Here is a 19,825-nt window from a genome sequence, read left to right as displayed (position 1 = left end):
CTCGAAAACCGCTTAATGATCCAGTTCGTGTTCCGAGTTGGCTTTGGGTTTACGCCCGTCCTGGGGCGACAGTTGCAGGAAAATCGCCGCAGCGAGCATCGCCATGATTCCGACAGTCAAGAAGGTCAGCTGGAACGCTCCGAGCACGGTATCGACACCATCGGCGCTGTCGTTCCCGGTGAAACCGCCGAGCAAGGCCCCGGCGCAGGCCACCCCCAGACTCAGCGACAATTGCGCCACCACCGAGAGCAAGCTGTTGCCGCTGCTGGCGCTGGCATCATCAAGGTCGATCAGGGTCACGGTGTTCATCGCCGTGAACTGCAATGAGTTGATGGCGCCCAGTACGGCCAGCATTCCCAGCAATAACGGGTAGGGCGTGTGTTCCGTCACCAGGCCCATGCTGGCCAGCATCAGGCCCAGCGCCAGCGTGTTTCCCGTGAGCACGGAGCGGTAACCGAAACGTTCGATCAAAGGCCGTGCGCCCCATTTCGCCAGCATGGCGGCAGCCGCCAGCGGCAGCATGCTCATCCCGGCCTGGGACGGTGAATAACCCAGGGCAACTTGTAGCAGTAATGGCACCAGGAACGGCAATGCACCACTGCCGAGGCGGGCAAACAGATTGCCCAGGATGCCGACAGCGAAGGTCTTGGTTTTAAACAGTGTCGGGGAAAATAGCGGATTGCTGATAGCGCCCGCCCGCAACCAGTACGCCGCCAGGCATGCCAGGCCTGCGAACAGCAGCAACATGACTCGCAGGTGCGGCATGTGCAGTTCGCCCAGACCTTCCATGGCGATGGTGATGAACACCATTGCCGCGCCAAACAGCACAAAGCCCAGGCTGTCGAATCGGGTCCGTTCGCTGCCGCGCAGATCGGGAATAAAGTGCCACACGGCCCAGCAGCCGAGCATGCCCACCGGCAGATTGATCAAAAAAATCCAGTGCCAGCTCAGGTACTGCACCATCCAGCCGCCCATGGTCGGGCCGATCAGGGGCCCGAGCAGGCCCGGGATGGTGATGAACCCCATGATGCGTACCAGTTCCGAACGAGGGTAAGCCTTGAGCACCACCAATCGGCCTATGGGCAGCATCAGGGCCCCGCCCAGGCCCTGGATGACGCGTGCGCCGATCAGTTGGTTCAGGGTGCCCGACAGCGCGCAGAGCAACGAGCCGAAACTGAAGAGCAGGATCGCGCTGAAGAAGATTTTCTTGGTGCCAAAGCGGTCGGCGATCCAGCCCGACGCCGGGATCAGTAACGCCACGGTGAGCATGTAGGCAACAATCACCCCTTGCATGCGCAGCGGGTTTTCGTCGAGGTCGCGGGCCATGTCGGGCAGGGCGGTATTCAGGATCGTACCGTCAAGCGACTGCATGAAAAACGCGATGGCCACCACCCACGGCAACCAGCGCAAGGTTTCAGGACTCAGAACCGGGCGTACGGGCATAGAACCTCTGTGTTATTGGCGATATCTGATCGTCGTAGCCGCTGAGGAGCGGAGCGAGGCTGCGCCCGGTGGCGTAGCCGTCGTAAAGTCAGGTTGCGACGCAGCCTCGCTTCGCGCCTTAGCGACTACGCGAATCACTTAAAGCGTCAACGTCAGTTTTTTAATCAAAGCGCCCGGCAGCAGATTCGACGCGGTCTGGCGCTGGTCGTAGGTGCTTGCCGACAGCAGCAGTTCGCGTTCGATGGTCAGGGCTTCAAGTTGCGAACCCAGCAGACTATAGACGCTGTCATCAAAGCGCATGGTGTTGACCGGTGCCTTTATTTCGCCGTTTTCGACCCAAAAGGTTGCGAACCGGGTCATGCCGGTCAGACGTGCGGCTGGCTGGTCCGAGTAGTTCAGGTACCACAGGTTGCTGATATACAGCCCGGTGCCCAATTGCTTGAGGATATCGGCCTGCGCAAGCGTGCCCGGCGCCATGGCCAGCGCACTGGGTGCTTCGCCCCACGGTGCGCCGTTGACCTCAAGGCCATATTCCGCCGCGCTGCGCGAACCTACCAGTTGTTGCAACGCGCGGCCCTGTTTGACCAGTGACAGATCCCGGCGCGGATAGCCTTCGCCGGAAAACGCCGGGCTCAACGATTGGCTGACCTGCTCATCCAGAGAGACCAGAGAGCTCAGGTGAGCATCCCCGGCATAGAGTTTTTGCAGTGGGCTGGATTTGCTGGCCAGTGCCTGGGCAGAAAAACCGCCCCAGCAGAGCATGCTCATGACTTCTTCCAGCGCGGCCGGGGCAAGGTAGGCGCGGTATTCACCCGGCGCCAGTGCATGCAGCGGACGTTCTAGAAACTCAAGCTGTTCGCGGGCCAGTTGCATGCGCTGGGCGAAGCGCTCGCTGTCCCAGTCCGCGCCGGCATAGCTGGCCTTCACGGCCTGGCCATTGCTGTGAAACAGGCTCCAGTCGAAGTTGAAGCTGTTGGCTTGATGCCAGCCGAACGCGCCGGCAGAGCTGGCGTAGCCGTAGCTGATCGGCCCGCTGGCATAAAAGCCCACCAGGTCTACGCCTTGGGCTGCGCGGCGGATCTCTTCCAGCACCCGGCCGGTTTCCGGCAGCGGCTGGTCTTGCACCTGGTGGCTGTGCCAGGGTTCGGGATTGAGCAGTAAGTACGGGTCTGCCGGCAACAGCGGCAGGGTTTCACGCAGTTGCTGCAGGGCTTCGGTCAGCCGTTGCCGGTCTGCGGCGGGTTCGCCGGCCAGTGTGATGCGGACATCCGCATGACGACCGTCGTTGATCAGCTTCAGGTTCAGGCTGGCTTGCTGCACCTGGCCGGCCTGGCGCACCTGACCCCGGTTGAAACGAATGAATTCCGAGGCTTCGGCGTCGTAGCCCAGTGTGAATTGCTCGGGGGCCTTGATTGCCTGGCGCAGCCACTGCACCAACGCATCGAACTGCTCGGCCTGACTCAATGGGGTACTCATCAGGCATCGCCTCCAAACACATCAATTTGACTGAACACACAGGCAGGAGACGCGTGCCCGACACGAATCACCTGATTGGGTTCGCCCTTGCCACAGTTCGGCGTGCCCAGGACCTTGAAGGTACTGGCGTCGCCTACGGCCTTGAGGTTGCGCCAGAACTGGTCGGAAATACCCCGGTAATTCGGGTTTTTCACCACGCCCCTGAGCTCACCCTGTTCGATCAACTGGCCCCACTCGCAGCCGAACTGGAATTTGTTGCGCGCATCATCAATCGACCACGAGCGGTTGGTGGCCATCAGAATCCCGCTTTCGATACCGCCAATCAGTTGGGCCATCGATTGATCCCCAGGCTCGATATTGAGGTTGGCCATACGGTCAATCGGCGGCCGGTTCCAGCCACAAGCGCGGCTGTTGGCCACCCCGTCCAGGCCCGAGCGGAACTGCGACAGCGCACCGCCCAGTGGGCGTAACAGCACACCTTCGCGGATCAGGAACTCCTTGCGTGCCGGAGTCCCGTCGTCGTCATGGCTGTAGCTGGCGAGTTGTTCGGGGATGCTGGGGTCGAACGTCACGTTCAGCAGGTTCGAGCCATATTGCAGGCTGCCAAAGTCGCTGGTTTTGACGAAGCTGGTGCCCGCGTAGTTGCGTTCGTCACCGAGGATGCGATCCAGCTCCAGCGGATGACCGATGGATTCGTGGATCTGCAGAATCATCTGGTCGGGCATCAGCAGCAGGTCACGTTTGCCGACCGGGGCGTTGGGCGCCATCAACAACTGCAGGGCTTGCTCGGCCACTTTGGGCGCCGAGCCAATCAGCCCGCAACGGCCAATCACGTCAGCACCGCCTTGCTGGCCAAAGTTTTCGCGGCCCAGGCTGCGGGTCTGACTGTCCTGGCCGTCATAGGCCGTGACACTCATCCCGGGGTAGACAAAGCGCTGAGCCTGACGCAGCTCGGCGCCGGCGCTATTGAGATAAATCTGCTCGACATGATTGAGGCCGAGCGAGACATCCCAGCTCACCAGCCGCTCGTCCTTCGGGACTGCCGCTGACTCGGCACTGAGTAACTCAAAACAGTCGCCCAGGGACGGGAATGCCAGCTCGAGATTGGGCGAGCAGTAATCGGCGCGGGCCTGGGATACGGGTTCCTGGCTGAGGTCGAGCAAGGCGTGGGCGGCGATCAGCCGCGCCTGGCCTTCTGCAAGTTCCAGTGCGGTCTGCAAGCCGTTTTGCGACAGGTCATTGGTGGCGGCGTAGGCTTCGACGCCCTTGACCCGTACGGTCAACATCGCGCCCTGATCATGCTTGAAGGAAGGAGGTTCTGCGACGTTCTTGCGCACCGACAGGTATTGCCCGGATTCGCGGACATAACGCAGCGAAAAGAACTCGGCCCGGGTGCGTAGTGCGGCAAAGCGCTGTTTGAGCTGAGGATAGAAATCGAACATGCACAGACCTCCGGAAAACGTATAGGTCTGTAGGAACTGGCTGGCTCGCGATTCAGGCCAATCGGTTTGCCTGGTTCACCGCGGTGACGCCATTGCGAGCAAGCCCGCTCCTACAAGAGGCGGGGAGGAGCGTGGTTTTAAACCGGGCAGCCCTTGGCGCGCAGAATGGCGTCAAAGCGATCCGGGTCCAGCGTGCCGGCTTCGATGGCCGCCAGGGTTGCCTGTTCACGTGCCAGCAAATCATGGCAGCGAATCAGCAGCTCAGGTAACTCGGAGCGTGAAGCAGCGACCACACCATCACCGTCGCCGATCATCAGGTCACCTGGCATCACCAACATGCCAGCACACGAAATCGGTACGTTGATTTCGCCGCCGCCGTCAGTGCTCGGGCCGCGGTGCACGCCGCCGATGGCGTAAGCCGGCAGTTCACCGGTCTGCCATTCGTCGAGGTCGCGCAGGGCGCCGTTGATGACGACACCGACAATCCCGGCCTTGAGGGCCATGGCGCGCATGATGCCGCCGAACACGGCGCGGGTCAGGTCGGCGCTGCCATCGATCACCAGTACATCACCCGGGCGGGCCATCTGCATGGCCTTGAGGATCATCAAGTTATCGCCGGGGCGTACGCGTACGGTCAGGGCGCTGCCGAGCATTGGCCGGCTGCCGTGAAAAGGCTTGAGCCCCAGGCCGCCAACGTTGCGGCCCAGACAGTCACTGACGGCGGCAGCCGGAATCTTGCTGAACTCGGTCAGCCACTTTGGATCGAGAGGTTCTGCGTTTGGATTGATCAGAAAGCCGGTTGGCCATTTGCTGGAAGAGACAACATCAAACATAGAAAACCTCTTGGCCAGGCAGGTGCTGGCATCACGGGTGGGGCGGGGGGGGTGAGGCGCGAAGCGAGGCACTAGATTAGGCCTGCGTCGAGGCCGGGGCAAGCAGGGGAGGATGAAACTAAGCCTGTAGCCGCTGCCGCAGGCTGCGATAAGGTCCAAAGGACCTTCGCTTTTTAAAAGCAGGGTCGCTTCGCAACCCATCGCAGCCTTCGGCAGCGGCTACCTATCGGTTATTGCGCGGTACGGCTTACTTCACGCAGTGGCTTGCCACGAACCGGGGCATCGCCGGCGACATAGTAGTCGGCGGTGCTGCGCGGCAGTGGCTGGCGGCCACGGATCTTGTCGGCGATTTTCTCGGCGATCATGATCGTCGGTGCGTTCAGGTTACCGGTGGTGATCAGCGGCATGATCGAGGCATCGACAACGCGCAGACCCTGCATGCCGTGTACACGGCCTTCACCATCGACCACCGCCATCTCGTCGGTGCCCATCTTGCATGAGCAGGACGGGTGGAAAGCAGTCTCGGCGTGTTCGCGGATAAACGTGTCCAGCTCTTCGTCAGTCTGCTTGTCGATACCCGGGCTGATTTCGCGGCCACGGTACGCATCCAGCGCCGGCTGTTGCATGATTTCACGGGTCAGGCGAATGCCGTCACGGAATTCCTGCCAGTCCTGATCACTCGACATGTAGTTGAACAGGATGCTTGGGTATTCGCGCGGGTCCTTGGACTTCACGTTAACCCGGCCACGGCTTGGCGAACGCATGGAGCCCATGTGTGCCTGGAAGCCATGTTCCTTCACGCCATTGCTGCCGTTGTAGTTAATGGCCACTGGCAGGAAGTGATATTGAATGTTCGGCCATTCAAAATCAGGACGGGTGCGGATAAAGCCACCGGCCTCGAACTGGTTACTGGCGCCGATGCCTTTGCCCAGGAACATCCACTCGGCGCCAATGGCCGGCTGGTTCCACCACAACAGCGACGGGTAAAGCGAGACAGGCTGGGTACAGGCGTATTGCAGGTACAGCTCCAGGTGATCCTGCAGGTTTTGACCCACACCCGGCAGATCGTGAACCACCGGGATGTCGAGGCTGTTCAGCAACTCGGCAGGCCCCACACCGGAACGTTGCAGCACCTGCGGCGAGGCGATGGCGCCGCTGCACAGCAGTACTTCCTTGCGAGCCTTGGCCTGAATGCGGGTGTCGCTGTCGCCCACCAGGTAAGCCACACCAACGGCACGCTTGCCTTCAAACAGAATCTTGTCGGTCAGGGCGTGAGTGACGATGGTCAGGGTCGAGCGCTGCTTGGCCGTGTCCAGGTAGCCACGGGCGGTGCTGGCGCGACGACCGTTCGGCGTCACCGTGCGATCCATCGGGCCGAAACCTTCCTGCTGGTAGCCGTTCAGGTCGTCGGTACGCGGGTAGCCCGCTTGTACGCCGGCTTCAACCATGGCGTGGAACAACACGTTGTTCCCGGCTTTGGGGGTCGTCACGCTGACCGGACCGTCGCCGCCGTGGTAGTCGTTCGGGCCGATATCGCGGGTTTCGGCCTTGCGGAAGTACGGCAGGCAATCGAGGTAGCTCCAGTCTTCGAGGCCCGGGTTTTTTGCCCAGCCGTCATAGTCCATTGCATTACCACGGATGTAGCACATGCCGTTGATCAGCGAAGAGCCGCCCAGGCCCTTGCCCCGGCCACATTCCATGCGACGGCCGTCCATGTACGGTTCTGGATCGGTCTCATAGGCCCAGTTGTAGCGGCGGCCTTGCAGCGGGAACGCCAGTGCCGCGGGCATTTGGGTACGGAAGTCAAAACGGTAGTCCGGGCCGCCTGCTTCAAGCAGCAGAACGGTGACGCCTGGGTCTTCAGTCAGACGGGTCGCCAGGGTGTTGCCGGCAGAGCCGGCACCAATAATGATGTAGTCGAATTCTTGGGACATAAATGCACCCTCTTTGAAAGTGTGGCAAATCACAGAACGCTGCCGGAGCGAGCCCGGTCGCGATGACATCAGCGGTGCCCAGAGACATCGCGGTGTGTGCATCGCGAGCAAGCTCGCTCAGGCAGGAATTACGGGATCGGGTTTAGAACACCGAAACGTAATCGCCCAACTCAACCTGGACCGATTTGATCTGGGTGTATTGCGCCAGCGAGCTGATGCCGTTTTCACGGCCAATGCCCGACTGCTTGTAACCGCCGACCGGCATTTTTGCGTCAGACTCGCCCCAGGCGTTGATCCAGCAAATACCGGCTTCCAGCTGATGAATCACGCGGTGAGCGCGGTTCAGGTCTTTGGTCACCAGACCTGCAGCCAGGCCAAACTCAGTGTCGTTGGCGCGGCGGATCACTTCTTCTTCGGTGTCATAAGTGAGGATGCTCATCACCGGGCCGAAGATTTCTTCTTTAACGATGGTCATCTCGTCAGTGCAGTCGGTGAACACGGTCGGTGCCACGAATGCACCTTTGCCCAGGTCACCTTCGGTCAGGCGTTCGCCGCCGCACAGGACGCGGGCGCCTTCGGCCTTGCCCTTGGCAATGTAGCCGAGCACGCTTTCCATGTGAGCAAAGCTGACCAGCGGGCCGAAGTTGGTGTTTTCGTCTTCCGGGTTGCCAATGCGGATGCGTGCAACACGCTCCAGGATCTTGGCTTCAAAGGCCGCTTTCAGCGCCGTCGGAATGAAGACGCGAGTGCCGTTGGTGCACACCTGGCCCGAGCTGTAGAAGTTGGCCATCATGGCGGTGTCGGCTGCACGATCCAGGTCGGCATCGTCAAAAATGATCAGCGGCGACTTGCCACCCAGTTCCATGGTCACTTCCTTCAAGGAAGAGCTGGTGGCGCTGGAGGTGACTTTTTTACCGGTGTCGGTACCGCCGGTGAAGGAGATTTTCTCGATGCGCGGGTGTTCGGTCAGCCAGCTGCCGACTTCACGGCCACTGCCGGTCAGCACGTTGAACACACCGTCCGGTACGCCGGCAGCGGTGTAGATTTCAGCCAGCTTCAAGGTGGTCAGCGAAGTGACTTCACTTGGCTTGAAGATCATCGCGTTACCGGCAGCCAGGGCCGGTGCGGATTTCCACAATGCGATCTGGATCGGGTAGTTCCACGCACCGATACCGGCGACAACGCCCAGCGGCTCGCGGCGGGTGTAAACGAATGAGGTGTCACGCAGCGGAATTTGCTCGCCTTCAATGGCGGGGGCCAGGCCTGCGTAATATTCCAGGACGTCGGCGCCGGTGACGATGTCGACGTAGCGGGTTTCGGAGTACGACTTGCCGGTGTCCAGGGTTTCCAGTGCGGCCAGTTCATCGTTGCGCTCGCGCAGGATGTCCACGGCGCGGCGCAGGATGCGCGAGCGCTCCATGGCGGTCATGGCGGCCCAGATTTTCTGGCCTTTTTCAGCGCTGACAACGGCGCGTTCGACGTCTTCTTTGGTCGCACGTTGCACTTGAGCAAGGACTTCGCCGTTAGCCGGGTTGATGGCATCGAAGGTTGCATCGCTGCTGGCGTCGGTGTAACCGCCGTCGATGTAAAGTTTTTGCAGTTCGAAACGGGCCATAAAATCCTCGCAAGTGCATAAGTGGTTGGCGTTGATCGAAACGCGGGTTGCCATCTAACTGGGGCAACTCAATGTCTCGACAGTTCAGGGGTTAAGCATTGATTGAGGCTTAACTCACCTGCTTCGCCAGTTGTAGATCCATATATTCGTAGCAGATGCGTTGTGCCTGTTCGGTGTCGAATGCATCGCCCGACAGGGCACCCCGCAACCATAGACCATCAATGAGGGCTGCCAGGCCGCGTGCTGCATTGCGCGCTTGGTCCAACGGCAGCACTCGGCGAAATTGACAGCACAGATTGGAGTAAAGGCGGTGGTCGTTGATCCGCTGCAATCTGTGTAACGACGGCTGGTGCATGCTGGCGGCCCAAAAGGCGAGCCAGGTTTTCATTGCCGGGCCATTGACCTGGCTGGCGTCGAAGTTGCCTTCAACGATGATCTGCAGATGAACCCGTGGGCTGTCATCGCTCAGTGCCTGGCGGCGGGCGGTGACGTTTTCGATCAAGACATTCATCAAGTACCGCATGGTGGCGGCGATCAGTCCGTTCTTGTCTCGAAAGTAGTGACTGATAATGCCGTTCGACACGCCGGCCAAACGGGCAATCAGTGCAATGCTCGCATCTGCCATTCCAACCTGATCGATGGCCGTCAATGTGGCTTCGATCAACTGCTGGCGGCGTATGGGTTGCATTCCGACCTTGGGCATTTTGCGAATCTCCTTGGGCCGGCGAACAGTGAAAAAAGATCACTGAACGAAAGCCAGTCTATTTTGTTTTGATTGAACGTTCAATCAACAAAGAATAAGCTCTGCGACAAATTGTCGCGATTTATGCCATTTCCCAGCGCATGAATGGCGCAAAACGACACAGCCAATATCCCCGGAACCCTTGTAGAAGCGGGCCAGCCCGCCTCTGCACAGACAGCGATCGCTTGGCTGACAGGCGTTTGCCTGGGCGACTCCGGTTTTTAGCGGTGTCTTTATATCACTCGACCGTTGGTCGCTATCTAAGCGTTTGGTCGAGTGGTGCGTTGCTACACGTCCTTCTCTCGCGCTGCCTGGAGCATCCGTGCCATGAGTTCTGCTTCTCTAATAAAGACCCCGCCGCAAAAGGTGACGGTCAACGGTTGGGTGTTTTACACCTCCACTGCCTTGATACTTTTGCTGACTGCCATTTTGATCATTGCGCCACAAGAAGCAGGCCGTTTGCTGGGACTGGCCCAGGAATGGCTGTCGCGCAGTTTCGGCTGGTATTACATGGTCGTCATCGCGGCCTACCTGATTTTTGTAGTGGGGCTGGCTTTTTCGTCTTACGGCAAGCTGAAACTGGGGACCCGACAGGACACGCCCGATTTCAGTTACGGCGCGTGGGCCGGGATGCTGTTCTCGTCGGGCATCGGCATTTCGCTGTTGTACTTCGGGGCTTCCGAGCCGCTGGACCATTACTTCAATCCACCTGAGGGCGTGGCTGGCAGTCATGAAGCCGCCCGTCAGGCATTGCAACTGACGTTCCTGCACTGGGGCCTGCATGGCTGGGCGATCTACGCGCTGGTCGGCCTGGCCGTGGCGTACTTTGCTTACCGTCACAACCAGCCGCTGGCTCTGCGTTCGGCGCTGTACCCCTTGATGGGGGAGCGCTGGGTGAAAGGGGCGGCGGGGCACGCGGTGGATGGCTTTGGCATGTTCGTGACGCTGCTCGGCCTGGTGACCAACCTGGGGATCGGCTCGATGCAAGTGTCGTCGGGTCTCGAAAACCTGTTCGGCATGGAGCACAGCAACACCAACTTGCTGATCGTCATTATCGTGATGAGCACCGTGGCCACGATTGCTGCGGTCTCGGGTGTGGAAAACGGCATCCGTCGACTGTCCAACCTGAACATCGTGCTGTTCAGCGGCCTGTTGATTTTTGTGCTGCTGTTCGGCCCGACCCTGCACCTGCTCAACGGTCTGGTGCAGAACACCGGTGATTACCTCAACGGTATTGTGCTGAAAACCTTCGACCTGTACGTGTACGAAGGCAATAACGCTAAAACCGAAGGCTGGCTGGGGCTGTGGACCCTGTTCTACTGGGCATGGTGGATCTCCTGGGCCCCATTCGTCGGCATGTTCATTGCCCGTATTTCCCGGGGTCGTACCGTGCGTGAGCTGGTGGCGGGCGTGTTGCTGATTCCGTTGGGCTTCACCTTGGCCTGGCTGTCGATTTTCGGTAACTCGGCATTGGATCTGGTGGTAAACCAGGGAGCGGTCGAGTTGGGCAAAACAGCCCTGGAGCAGCCCTCCATGGCGATTTACCAATTGCTTGAGCATTACCCGGCCTCGAAAATCGTGATCGGTGTGTCGATCTTCGTGGGGTTTGTGCTGTTCTTGACCCCGGCAGACTCCGGTGCGGTGATGATGGCCAATCTGTCCTGCAAGGGTGGCGATGTCGACGAAGATGCCCCGCACTGGCTGCGTATCTTTTGGTCGGTGGTGATCACGCTGGTGACCATCGGTTTGTTGTTCGCCGGTAACTTTGCGGCGATGCAAACCATGGTGGTGCTGGCGGGCCTGCCATTCTCGGTGGTGCTGATCCTGTTTATGCTGGGCCTGCACAAGGCGATGCGTCAGGACACCCAGATGGAGCAGGAGCAAGCTGAGCTGGCGGCCCGTGGCCGTCGTGGTTTCAGCGAGCGCTTGACCGCACAGGATCTGCAACCGACCCAGGCCGTGGTGCAGCGTTTCATGGACAAGCACGTCACGCCGGCTCTTGAAGAGGCGGCGGAGCAATTGCGCAGCCAGGGGCTGGCGGTGCAAACCTTGCTCGGCAACGCCAAGCGCTGCATGGGTGTGCGCGTCGAGATGGAAGAGGGTAACCCGTTCGTCTACGAAGTCAGCCTGGATGGCTACCTCGCCGCACCAAGCGAGTCAGGGCAGGATGAAGTGCGCAGTCGGTACTACCGCGCCGAGGTGTACTTGCACAACGGTAACCAGGAGTACGATCTGATGGGCTTTACCCAGGAGCAAATCAGTCGGGACGTTCTCGACCAGTTTGAAAGCCATCGCCAACTTCTTGGCCGGGTGTACAGCTAGCCTGTGATTGTGTAGCCGCTGCCGCAGGCTGCGACGGGTCGCCTGGCGACCCTGCTGTTGAAGGTCTTGCGATTCACATCGCAACCTTCGACAGCGGCTACATCTTCTGAGCGTTAACCCAGGTTCTTACCCAGTAACGCGTGATACAACTCGGTATCGCCCAGTATCCCCACCACGCGCTGATTGTCGTGCAGCACCAGCTTGTTGCCGGTCTGATAACGAATCTGCAGGGCGTCGCGCATGCCAATGCCGCAATCCACCAGCGTTGGGCCACGTCCCAGCCCTTCCACGGCCTGGCCCGTGCTCCAGTTTTGCAGGTCGACGTTACTGGCGCCCTGACGCACGCCCTTGATGGTGTTGCCCTCTGCCAGATCAATCCACGAGTCATTCCCCGGATCAATGCACACCGAACCGTTGATGCGTTTGCAGTTGTCCAGCGTACGCATCAGGCTGCGTCCGCACAGCACGTTGAGGGGATTGGTGTGGGCGACAAACGTGCGTACGTAATCGTCCGCCGGATTGAGCACGATTTCTTCGGGCTTGCTGTATTGCACGATCTTCCCGTCTTTCATGATCGCGATGCGGCTGCCCAGTTTCAGCGCTTCATCGAGGTCATGGCTCACAAACACAATGGTCTTGCTCAGTTTGCGTTGCAGCTCTAGCAACTCGTCCTGCAGGCCTTGGCGAATCAGCGGATCGAGCGCCGAAAAGGGTTCATCCATCAGCAGAATATCAGCGTCCATGGCCAGGGCGCGGGCCAGGCCCACCCGCTGCTGCATGCCGCCGCTCAACTCATCCGGTTTTTTATTGCGCCATTGGGTCAGGCCCACCAGTTCCAGTTTTTCGTCCACCAGCTTGCGTCGTTCTTTCTCGGGACGGCCCTGCATCTCAAGACCGAAGCTGATGTTTTCCCGCACGGTCAGCCACGGCATCAGGGCGAACTTTTGAAACACCATCGCGATGCGCTTGGTGCGCATCATTTTCAGCTCGGCCGGGCTGCACGAGGCGATGTCGATCTGCTTGCCTTCGTGCTCCACGTACAACTGGCCGCGGCTGACGGTGTTAAGGCCATTGATGCAGCGCAACAGGCTGGATTTGCCGGAACCGGACAAGCCCATCAGAACGCAGATCTCGCCTTTTTCGATGTCCAGGCTGGCTTTTTCAACACCGACGATTTGCCCGGTCTTTTTCAGGATCTGGTCCCGTGAAAAGCCCTGGTCGAGCAGGCTTAGCGTCTCACGCGGGTCTTTGGCGAAAATAACGTCAACGTTATCGAAACGAATGATGCTCATGCGTCGGCTCCTTGTTTTGCGTCCGGCTGTTTGCAAATCCGGTCGAGCATGATGGCCAGCAATACAATCGCCAGACCGGCTTCAAAGCCCAGTGCGATGTCCGCCGTGTTGAGGGCGTTGACCACCGGTTTGCCCAAGCCATCTGCGCCCACCAGGGCGGCGATGACCACCATCGACAGCGACAGCATGATGCATTGGGTGATCCCGGCTGCGATGCTCGGCATGGCGTGGGGCAGCTCGATGCGGGTCAGTAACTGGCGGCGTGAACAGCCGAAGGCTTTGCCCGCGTCCAGCAGCTCCTGGGGCACGTCACGGATACCCAGATAAGTCAGGCGAATGGGGGCCGCAATGGCAAACACCACCGTGGAAATCAGCCCCGGTACGACCCCCAGACCAAACAGCGTCAGGGTCGGGATCAGGTAAACGAAAGTCGGCACCGTCTGCATCAGGTCGAGTATCGGGCGGATGAAGGTGTAGAACATGGGCTTGTGCGCGGCCAGAATTCCCAGTGGCACCCCGATGATCACGCACACAAAGGTCGCGAACAGCACCTGCGCCAGGGTTTCCATCGTCTCCTGCCAATAGCCCAGGTTGAAGATCAGCAGGAACGACAGCGCGACAAACACGGTCAGCCCCCACTTGCGCTGGATAAAATGCGCGAGCAAGGCAATCAGCCCGATAAACACAAAGGGATTGAACCAGGTCAGCGCAAACGTCACGCCGTGGATCATCGTTTCCAGTGTCGTTGCAATCATGTCGAAGGTATTGGCGCCGTTTAGCGTCAACCAGTCGACAAAGCTGGCAATGTACTGGCCTAAAGGCATTTTCTGATCGATCAGCATGGTAATGGACGTCCGCATGCAGGGGATTGGAACGGCATCGGACGGGCAGACCGTCCGTGCGCGGGATTATTTCGCGAGACTGGCTTTCACGGCCTCCAGGCCCGGTTTTTCGTCGAAAGTGGTAACGCCCGCAAGCCAGGTATCCAGCACTTGCGGGTTCTGTTTGAGCCAAGCCCTGGCGGCCGCGTCGGGCTTGATCTTGTCATCCAGGACGTTGCCCATCAGGGTGCTTTCCATGTCGAGGGTGAACGCCAGGTTTTTCAAGAGCTGGCCGACGTTGCTGCACTCCTGGGAATAACCTTTGCGGGTGTTGGTATAGATGGTCGCCTGGCCGTAGTTGGGGCCGAAGAAGTCATCACCGCCAGTGAGGTACTTCATCTTGAAACGAGTGTTCATCGGATGCGGTTCCCAGCCCAGAAACACCACATCGGTGCCCCGTCTCTGGGCACGATCGACCTGTGACAGCATCCCGGCTTCGCTGGATTCGACCACTTTGAACCCGGCGTCCTTAAGCCCGAACGCGTTCTTGTCGATCATGCTCTGAATCATGCGGTTGCCGTCGTTGCCCGGCTCGATGCCATAAATTTTCCCGCCCAGTTCCTGCTTGAATCGGGGGATATCGGAAAAATCCTTGAGCCCTTTGTTATAGAGGGCTTCGGGTACGGCAAGGGTGTATTTGGCGTTCTCAAGGTTGGCGCGCACGGTCTCGACGGTTCCCGCATCGCGATAGGCCTTGATGTCGTTTTCCATGGTGGGCATCCAGTTGCCGAGAAACACGTCCATGTTCTTGCCATCAGCCAGCGACTTGTACGTGACCGGCACCGAGATCATGGTGGTCCTGGTCGTGTAGCCGAGGGCATCCAGCAGTGTGCTGGCGACGGCCGTGGTGACAGTGATATCGGTCCAGCCGACATCCGAGAAGTTGACGGTTCTGCATTGCTCAGGCTCCGCTGCCTGGGCAGCGACGGGCAGACTCAGCAATGCAGCCAACAACAACGAGGGCGAATGTTTCATGGGCGACTCCTGGGTTTCGGGTGGCAGTTTTCACTCGGAAAACCGCACGTATCAGTTGCGGTCGGGTGACGCCGGGCCGACAGGTTGTCAGGGCGTCTAGCAATCGAGTCAGGACTGATCATGTAACAGCGAAAATCAAACGCCTACTGGGGGCGTCGTATCCAGTACAGGCAGGGTCGTATCTGAAGCCTGCGAGGTCGTATTCAGAAAAACCTGGCTGCAAAACCGGCTTTTTCCCGGATCTGCACCGCTTAAAACGGCCAAAACGGCGTGGACTTCACGCAGGGCGCTGGCAGGCAACGATGAGTCGTAGCTGGACGTTTTTCCCCGTCGGAAACAACCCATGATGCGAGCACTCATCTCCCCGAGGTTCGTGTTCATGGCTATCAGCGTGTTTGACCTGTTCAAGATTGGCATCGGCCCATCAAGCTCTCATACCGTGGGCCCGATGCGCGCGGCGGCGCTGTTCGTGCAGGGTTTGCGCGAGCGCGGCCAGCTGTCGCAGGTCCGACGCATCGAAGTGCAGCTCTATGGCTCGTTGTCAGCCACAGGCGTCGGGCATGGCAGCGACAATGCGGTGATCATGGGCCTGATGGGCGAGTGGCCGGACGCTATCGACCCGTCGCTGATCGGCCCGCGCATCACCGAGCTGCGGCAACAGGAAAGCCTGCTGCTGGATGGTCATCTGCCCATTGCGTTTGTATGGGCCCGGGACATGCGCCTGATCGACGAAAATTTGCCGTTTCATCCTAACGCCATGACGCTGGTGGCTGAAGGTGAACACGACGAGCTGTACCGCGACACGTATTACTCGGTGGGCGGTGGTTTTGTGGTGGATGCGGCGCAAGCGGCCAGCGGGGTGCTGGACATGGACCGCAGCGCACTGCCGTATGAGTTCACGAGTGCCGCCCGGCTCCTCGAACTGTGCCGCGAACATCAGTTGAGTGTGGCTGCATTAATGATGGCCAACGAACGTACCTGGCGCAGTGAAGATGAAATTCGCTGCGGTTTGATGAAACTCTGGCGCGCCATGCAGGCGTGCGTGGAGCAAGGCCTCAAGCACGAAGGCATCCTGCCCGGCGGCTTGAACGTGCGCCGCCGCGCCGCTCGTCTGCATCGCAGCTTGCAGGAGTTGGGCAAACCCAATGTCATCGGTTCAACCCTCAGCGCAATGGAGTGGGTCAACCTGTTCGCATTGGCGGTCAACGAAGAAAACGCCGCGGGCGGGCGCATGGTGACGGCACCCACCAACGGTGCTGCCGGTATTATCCCGGCGGTGCTGCACTACTTCATGAAGTTCAGTGATGAAGTCAGCGAGGCCCATGTGGTCGACTACTTATTGAGCGCGGCGGCCATCGGTATTCTGTGCAAAATGAATGCCTCGATATCCGGTGCCGAAGTGGGGTGTCAGGGAGAAGTTGGCTCTGCATGTGCCATGGCTGCGGCAGGGCTTGCGCAAATACTCGGCGCAACGCCAGAACAGCTGTGCAACGCCGCCGAAATTGGCCTGGAACACAACTTGGGCCTGACCTGTGACCCGGTGGGCGGGCTGGTGCAAGTACCCTGCATCGAGCGCAACGCCATTGCAGCGGTCAAAGCCATCAACGCCGCGCAAATGGCCCTGCGCGGCGACGGCCAGCACTTTATCTCGCTGGACCGGGTGATCCGCACCATGCGCGATACCGGCGCCGACATGCATGACAAATATAAGGAAACCTCACGCGGCGGGCTGGCGGTGAGCGCGGTGGAGTGCTGATTGCAGGCCCATGGCCTGCTCCTGCGAAACGGGAGCAGACCCTAGCAGAACTGCTAGTTGCTCTGTGCTGCCACACGCTCGACACTTCAGTCTCAACTACTGGAGTGTCGAGCCATGACTGTTTCCACTGTCAGCTTTACCTATGACTCCCTGGATCGTTGTATCGCATCCACGCGTTCGGGCGAGCCTGTCGGGCGGTTTTTTTATAAAAACGACCAATTGGTAACCGCCATTCAGGGCACGGTAGCCACTTGCCTATTCCGCAACAATCATCAGGCGGTTGCACAACGCGACAGCACAGGTACCTATTTACTGACAACCGATTTGCCCGGTTCAGCCATGAGCTTTAGCAAGCATATGCATCCGGTCCATTACGTTTTCTATACCCCCTATGGTTACTCCCGGTCTTTCGACAGTGCTGGAGCATGGGTGGGGTTTAATGGTGAGCAACCTGAAGCATTGACCGGCCATTATTTAGTGGGCAATGGCCAGCGCGTGTATAACCCGGTGTTGATGCGATTCAACACCCCGGACTCGCTTAGCCCCTTTTTAAAAGGCGGTATCAATGCTTACGCCTATTGTTCGGGGGACCCGGTAAATTGGAAGGACCCAACGGGGCATATCCGTTTGCCTATAAAGTCTTTAAGCGGGTTTGGAGGTGCGGTCTTGAGTGCTCCAAGCGAAAGTCGGAGCTTATGGAAGGAAACCCTCGACGTTGCCAGGAAATCATTGACACGGAGCGCTTCCACTCCTGAGTCAATCGCACCGGGAAGACAGGCTTTGAATGAGGGGCTTGAGGTAATGCCTAGAAATCAAACCTTCACCAACCTGCTGTACGAAACCAATAAAAACCTGATTTCCAACGCAGATTCCAGTCTGAGTGTGCCTCACGCCAGTTTTTATCTGGACACAGCGCAAAAGGTTGAAGCAGGCGCACTTTCCAACTCCAGTGCGCATTTTAGTTCCGCCTATCACTGGCTCTCAAAAACCAATGGTGCTTCCCGACCCGTGGGCACAGCTTTTAATTTCCTTGCTGGGTTTATGGCGGCAGGTATTGATCACAAATTACAGAAAACAGGTGGTGCGATTCGACAGCTACGCAGCGAGATTCGCACGTGAGCAGTTTTGGCGTTCATGTCGCAAGCCCCTGGTCTCTGTATTCGTTCTGCACTAACCCTGTGATCTATAAGAGCATGCAATGCCCCCCGATTGCCGTAAAGGCAATCGGATTTGGAGTGAGGGCTTTACCGGACTCGCACCTGGTAGAAAACACACTTGCCCTGCTCAAGCATTACCGGGCGCTTGCATCGCGCTTCTTAATGCACAGCCTTCGAGGCCAGCTGCGCCCAGGCTTATCGAACGCCTTCCTCATCGGCGGGCCTTGGCGAGCTCTAGGCTAATAAGGTAACGCTCTTCGTCGGGGTGTCTGTAGTCCTTGAAACGGTTCACGCTCAGCATGATTTGATATTTATCACCGGCTCGCCAAAAGGTGTTTCCACCGAGATTACCTCGTACCAGAGCACGCCCTTCAGGCGTGTCGACAATCTCGGGATCATTCTCTGGGTCGGAGACAAACCAGCCTTGTCGACGCCATTGCTCCTGCAGATCCAATACGACGTTCAGCGCGTCATCCAGCAGCAACGGTTCGATTTGCGGAGACATGCGGATGGTGTCCACGCGCTCATTGTGGAAATTGATCGTGAAAAAGCGGGCCAAGGGCGTGGTGAAACCGTATTGCGGGTCGATAAAGCGTAATCGGGCGTCTGATTTGGGCATGTGGAACCAATAATGGCCAGGGATCGCAGGGGGAATCGAGGCGCTGGAACGCTGGCGCATGTCTTCCCATGGCTCCCCGAAAACAAGCGCGATTTCCGGTTCATCGGCCAGTTGTTGCACCACCCAGCGCCCGCTCGCCACCACGAAAAACACCATAAGCACCATGCACAGCCTTCGAGGCCAGCTGCGCCCAGGCTTATCGAACGCCTTCCTCATCGGCGGGCCTTGGCGAGCTCTAGGCTAATAAGGTAACGCTCTTCGTCGGGGTGTCTGTAGTCCTTGAAACGGTTCACGTTCAGCATGATTTGATATTTATCACCGGCTCGCCAAAAGGTTCTGCCGCCCAGGTTACTTCGCACCCGAGCACGCCCTTCAGGCGTGTCGGCAATCGCGGGATCACTCTCTGGGTCGGAGACAAACCAGCCTTGTCGACGCCATTGCTCCTGCAGATCCAATACGACGTTCAGCGCATCGTCCAGCAGCAACGGTTCGATTTGCGGAGACATGCGGATGTTGTCCACGCGCTCATTGTGGAAATTGATCGTGAAAAAGCGGGCCAAGGGCGTGGTGAAACCGTATTGCGGGTCGATAAAGCGTAATCGGGCGTCTGATTTGGGCATGTGGAACCAAAGTTCATCAGGAATCGCAGGGGGAATCGAGGCACTGGAACGCTGTCGCATGTCTTCCCATGGCTCCCCGAAGACAAGCGCGATTTCCGGTTCATCGGCCAGTTGTTGCCCCACCCAGCGCACGCTCGCCACCACGAAAAACACCATAAGCACCATGCACAGCCTTCGAGGCCAACTGCTGACTTTCAGACGCCGGATCATGACGCTGCACCTGCGGCAATATGTTTGATCGAGTGCTCCAGTGCATGACGGTTTTCGTCGTGCAGCATCTGGTCAAAACGCCTGGCGGCCTCAAGCACAAAGGCCATGCGCTGATCAAGGTCGGCCAGGTTTGCCAACACGCTGCGGTCAAAACTGATCGTGCGTCCATCGTCGACCGATTGGCACTGGCTGGTAAGGGTCAGTTCGATGGCCTGGGCGACCCCTGAAGGGAAACCGGTGACGTACGACACATGATTGCTGCGCAACAGCCAGACCATGCGGGGGTCTTCGTACAGGGTCGGTTGCAGGATGTTTTTTTGTTCGTGAGTGGCAAAGAACCTCACGCTCAGGGCTATATCTCCGTTTTCTAGCGCCTCGAACGCCTGCAGGATTTCGTCATGAGCCCGGCCGAAAGTCACCTTTTCCTGCTCAACCGGCCACAGCACCGGAAACTTCGGATGCCCATGAATTATCGGGCGATTCTTCAGGCAGGTTTTCAGCTCCTCAA

Annotated in this window: 16 protein-coding genes; 3 read left to right on the top strand and 13 right to left on the bottom strand. The window is 58.9% G+C overall.

The window, feature by feature from the left end; translation table 11 throughout:
- Positions 1 to 12: 12 nt before the first annotated feature.
- From mdtD to betI, 7 genes are all read right to left on the bottom strand, one after another.
- The gene (mdtD, locus tag AWM69_RS00990) at positions 13 to 1,443 is read right to left on the bottom strand and encodes a multidrug transporter subunit MdtD (RefSeq protein ID WP_218725574.1); all 1,431 of its coding nucleotides are present in this window, start codon (positions 1,441 to 1,443) and stop codon (positions 13 to 15) included.
- 138 nt (positions 1,444 to 1,581) lie between these two features.
- Positions 1,582 to 2,919: a TldD/PmbA family protein gene (locus AWM69_RS00985; protein ID WP_131653387.1), complete on the bottom strand. Its 1,338-nt coding sequence runs from the start codon at positions 2,917 to 2,919 to the stop codon at positions 1,582 to 1,584.
- Positions 2,919 to 4,361 (bottom strand): TldD/PmbA family protein, encoded by a 1,443-nt coding sequence (locus AWM69_RS00980; protein WP_218725573.1) that lies wholly within the window; start codon positions 4,359 to 4,361, stop codon positions 2,919 to 2,921. The genes AWM69_RS00985 and AWM69_RS00980 overlap by 1 nt, the downstream gene beginning before the upstream one ends.
- A gap of 137 nt (positions 4,362 to 4,498) precedes the next feature.
- Positions 4,499 to 5,194, bottom strand: coding sequence for an RraA family protein (locus AWM69_RS00975; protein WP_048380906.1), 696 nt, complete (start codon positions 5,192 to 5,194; stop codon positions 4,499 to 4,501).
- A gap of 230 nt (positions 5,195 to 5,424) precedes the next feature.
- On the bottom strand, positions 5,425 to 7,128 hold the full coding sequence (gene betA / locus AWM69_RS00970) for a choline dehydrogenase (RefSeq protein WP_048380904.1): 1,704 nt from the start codon (positions 7,126 to 7,128) through the stop codon (positions 5,425 to 5,427).
- A 142-nt stretch (positions 7,129 to 7,270) separates the two neighbouring features.
- Complete coding sequence (betB, locus tag AWM69_RS00965) at positions 7,271 to 8,743, bottom strand: betaine-aldehyde dehydrogenase (RefSeq protein ID WP_131653385.1); 1,473 nt, start codon at positions 8,741 to 8,743, stop codon at positions 7,271 to 7,273.
- 109 nt (positions 8,744 to 8,852) lie between these two features.
- Positions 8,853 to 9,446 (bottom strand): transcriptional regulator BetI, encoded by a 594-nt coding sequence (betI, locus tag AWM69_RS00960; RefSeq protein ID WP_048380903.1) that lies wholly within the window; start codon positions 9,444 to 9,446, stop codon positions 8,853 to 8,855.
- 423 nt (positions 9,447 to 9,869) lie between these two features.
- Between betI and AWM69_RS00955 the strand changes: the two genes are divergently transcribed.
- Positions 9,870 to 11,807 (top strand): BCCT family transporter, encoded by a 1,938-nt coding sequence (locus AWM69_RS00955; RefSeq protein ID WP_339429692.1) that lies wholly within the window; start codon positions 9,870 to 9,872, stop codon positions 11,805 to 11,807.
- 113 nt (positions 11,808 to 11,920) lie between these two features.
- On the opposite strand, the gene choV is transcribed toward AWM69_RS00955, so the two are convergent.
- The 3 genes from choV to AWM69_RS00940 form a co-directional block, all read right to left on the bottom strand.
- Positions 11,921 to 13,099: a choline ABC transporter ATP-binding protein gene (gene choV / locus AWM69_RS00950; RefSeq protein WP_131653383.1), complete on the bottom strand. Its 1,179-nt coding sequence runs from the start codon at positions 13,097 to 13,099 to the stop codon at positions 11,921 to 11,923.
- On the bottom strand, positions 13,096 to 13,941 hold the full coding sequence (choW, locus tag AWM69_RS00945) for a choline ABC transporter permease subunit (protein WP_048380897.1): 846 nt from the start codon (positions 13,939 to 13,941) through the stop codon (positions 13,096 to 13,098). Before choW ends, choV begins: the two co-directional genes overlap by 4 nt.
- Before the next feature lie 66 nt (positions 13,942 to 14,007).
- Positions 14,008 to 14,955 (bottom strand): choline ABC transporter substrate-binding protein, encoded by a 948-nt coding sequence (locus tag AWM69_RS00940; protein WP_131653382.1) that lies wholly within the window; start codon positions 14,953 to 14,955, stop codon positions 14,008 to 14,010.
- Between the two features lie 379 nt (positions 14,956 to 15,334).
- On the opposite strand from AWM69_RS00940, the gene AWM69_RS00935 reads away from it, so the two are divergent.
- Together AWM69_RS00935 and AWM69_RS00930 are read left to right on the top strand one after the other, a co-directional pair.
- Positions 15,335 to 16,711 (top strand): L-serine ammonia-lyase, encoded by a 1,377-nt coding sequence (locus AWM69_RS00935; protein WP_048380893.1) that lies wholly within the window; start codon positions 15,335 to 15,337, stop codon positions 16,709 to 16,711.
- Between the two features lie 114 nt (positions 16,712 to 16,825).
- Positions 16,826 to 17,830: an RHS repeat-associated core domain-containing protein gene (locus tag AWM69_RS00930; RefSeq protein ID WP_218725572.1), complete on the top strand. Its 1,005-nt coding sequence runs from the start codon at positions 16,826 to 16,828 to the stop codon at positions 17,828 to 17,830.
- 249 nt (positions 17,831 to 18,079) lie between these two features.
- Here AWM69_RS00930 and AWM69_RS00925 read toward each other — a convergent pair whose 3' ends face one another.
- The 3 genes from AWM69_RS00925 to AWM69_RS00915 all read right to left on the bottom strand — a co-directional run.
- Complete coding sequence (locus tag AWM69_RS00925) at positions 18,080 to 18,652, bottom strand: hypothetical protein (protein WP_373274285.1); 573 nt, start codon at positions 18,650 to 18,652, stop codon at positions 18,080 to 18,082.
- A 47-nt stretch (positions 18,653 to 18,699) separates the two neighbouring features.
- Positions 18,700 to 19,317 (bottom strand): hypothetical protein, encoded by a 618-nt coding sequence (locus AWM69_RS00920; RefSeq protein ID WP_218725571.1) that lies wholly within the window; start codon positions 19,315 to 19,317, stop codon positions 18,700 to 18,702.
- Positions 19,314 to 19,825, bottom strand: a 512-nt coding sequence (locus AWM69_RS00915; protein WP_373274284.1) for a DUF2515 family protein, incomplete at its 5' end; no start/stop codon positions are given. The genes AWM69_RS00915 and AWM69_RS00920, both read right to left, overlap by 4 nt.

This window comes from Pseudomonas sp. D1HM, from assembly GCF_019266105.1.
Lineage (GTDB): Bacteria > Pseudomonadota > Gammaproteobacteria > Pseudomonadales > Pseudomonadaceae > Aquipseudomonas > Aquipseudomonas taetrolens.
Note: the sequence above shows the minus strand (reverse complement) of the source record. Positions and strands in the feature narration are given on the sequence as shown.

Coding starts and splice junctions, on each gene's coding strand:
- AWM69_RS00935 (WP_048380893.1), top strand. CDS start 15,335: ATGGCTATCAGCGTGTTTGACCTGTTCAAGATTGGCATCGGCCCATCA.
- AWM69_RS00940 (WP_131653382.1), bottom strand. CDS start 14,955: ATGAAACATTCGCCCTCGTTGTTGTTGGCTGCATTGCTGAGTCTGCCC.
- AWM69_RS00920 (WP_218725571.1), bottom strand. CDS start 19,317: ATGATCCGGCGTCTGAAAGTCAGCAGTTGGCCTCGAAGGCTGTGCATG.
- AWM69_RS00980 (WP_218725573.1), bottom strand. CDS start 4,361: ATGTTCGATTTCTATCCTCAGCTCAAACAGCGCTTTGCCGCACTACGC.
- choV (WP_131653383.1), bottom strand. CDS start 13,099: ATGAGCATCATTCGTTTCGATAACGTTGACGTTATTTTCGCCAAAGAC.
- AWM69_RS00975 (WP_048380906.1), bottom strand. CDS start 5,194: ATGTTTGATGTTGTCTCTTCCAGCAAATGGCCAACCGGCTTTCTGATC.
- AWM69_RS00930 (WP_218725572.1), top strand. CDS start 16,826: ATGACTGTTTCCACTGTCAGCTTTACCTATGACTCCCTGGATCGTTGT.
- mdtD (WP_218725574.1), bottom strand. CDS start 1,443: ATGCCCGTACGCCCGGTTCTGAGTCCTGAAACCTTGCGCTGGTTGCCG.
- AWM69_RS00925 (WP_373274285.1), bottom strand. CDS start 18,652: ATGGTGCTTATGGTGTTTTTCGTGGTGGCGAGCGGGCGCTGGGTGGTG.
- choW (WP_048380897.1), bottom strand. CDS start 13,941: ATGCTGATCGATCAGAAAATGCCTTTAGGCCAGTACATTGCCAGCTTT.
- betA (WP_048380904.1), bottom strand. CDS start 7,128: ATGTCCCAAGAATTCGACTACATCATTATTGGTGCCGGCTCTGCCGGC.
- betB (WP_131653385.1), bottom strand. CDS start 8,743: ATGGCCCGTTTCGAACTGCAAAAACTTTACATCGACGGCGGTTACACC.
- betI (WP_048380903.1), bottom strand. CDS start 9,446: ATGCCCAAGGTCGGAATGCAACCCATACGCCGCCAGCAGTTGATCGAA.
- AWM69_RS00985 (WP_131653387.1), bottom strand. CDS start 2,919: ATGAGTACCCCATTGAGTCAGGCCGAGCAGTTCGATGCGTTGGTGCAG.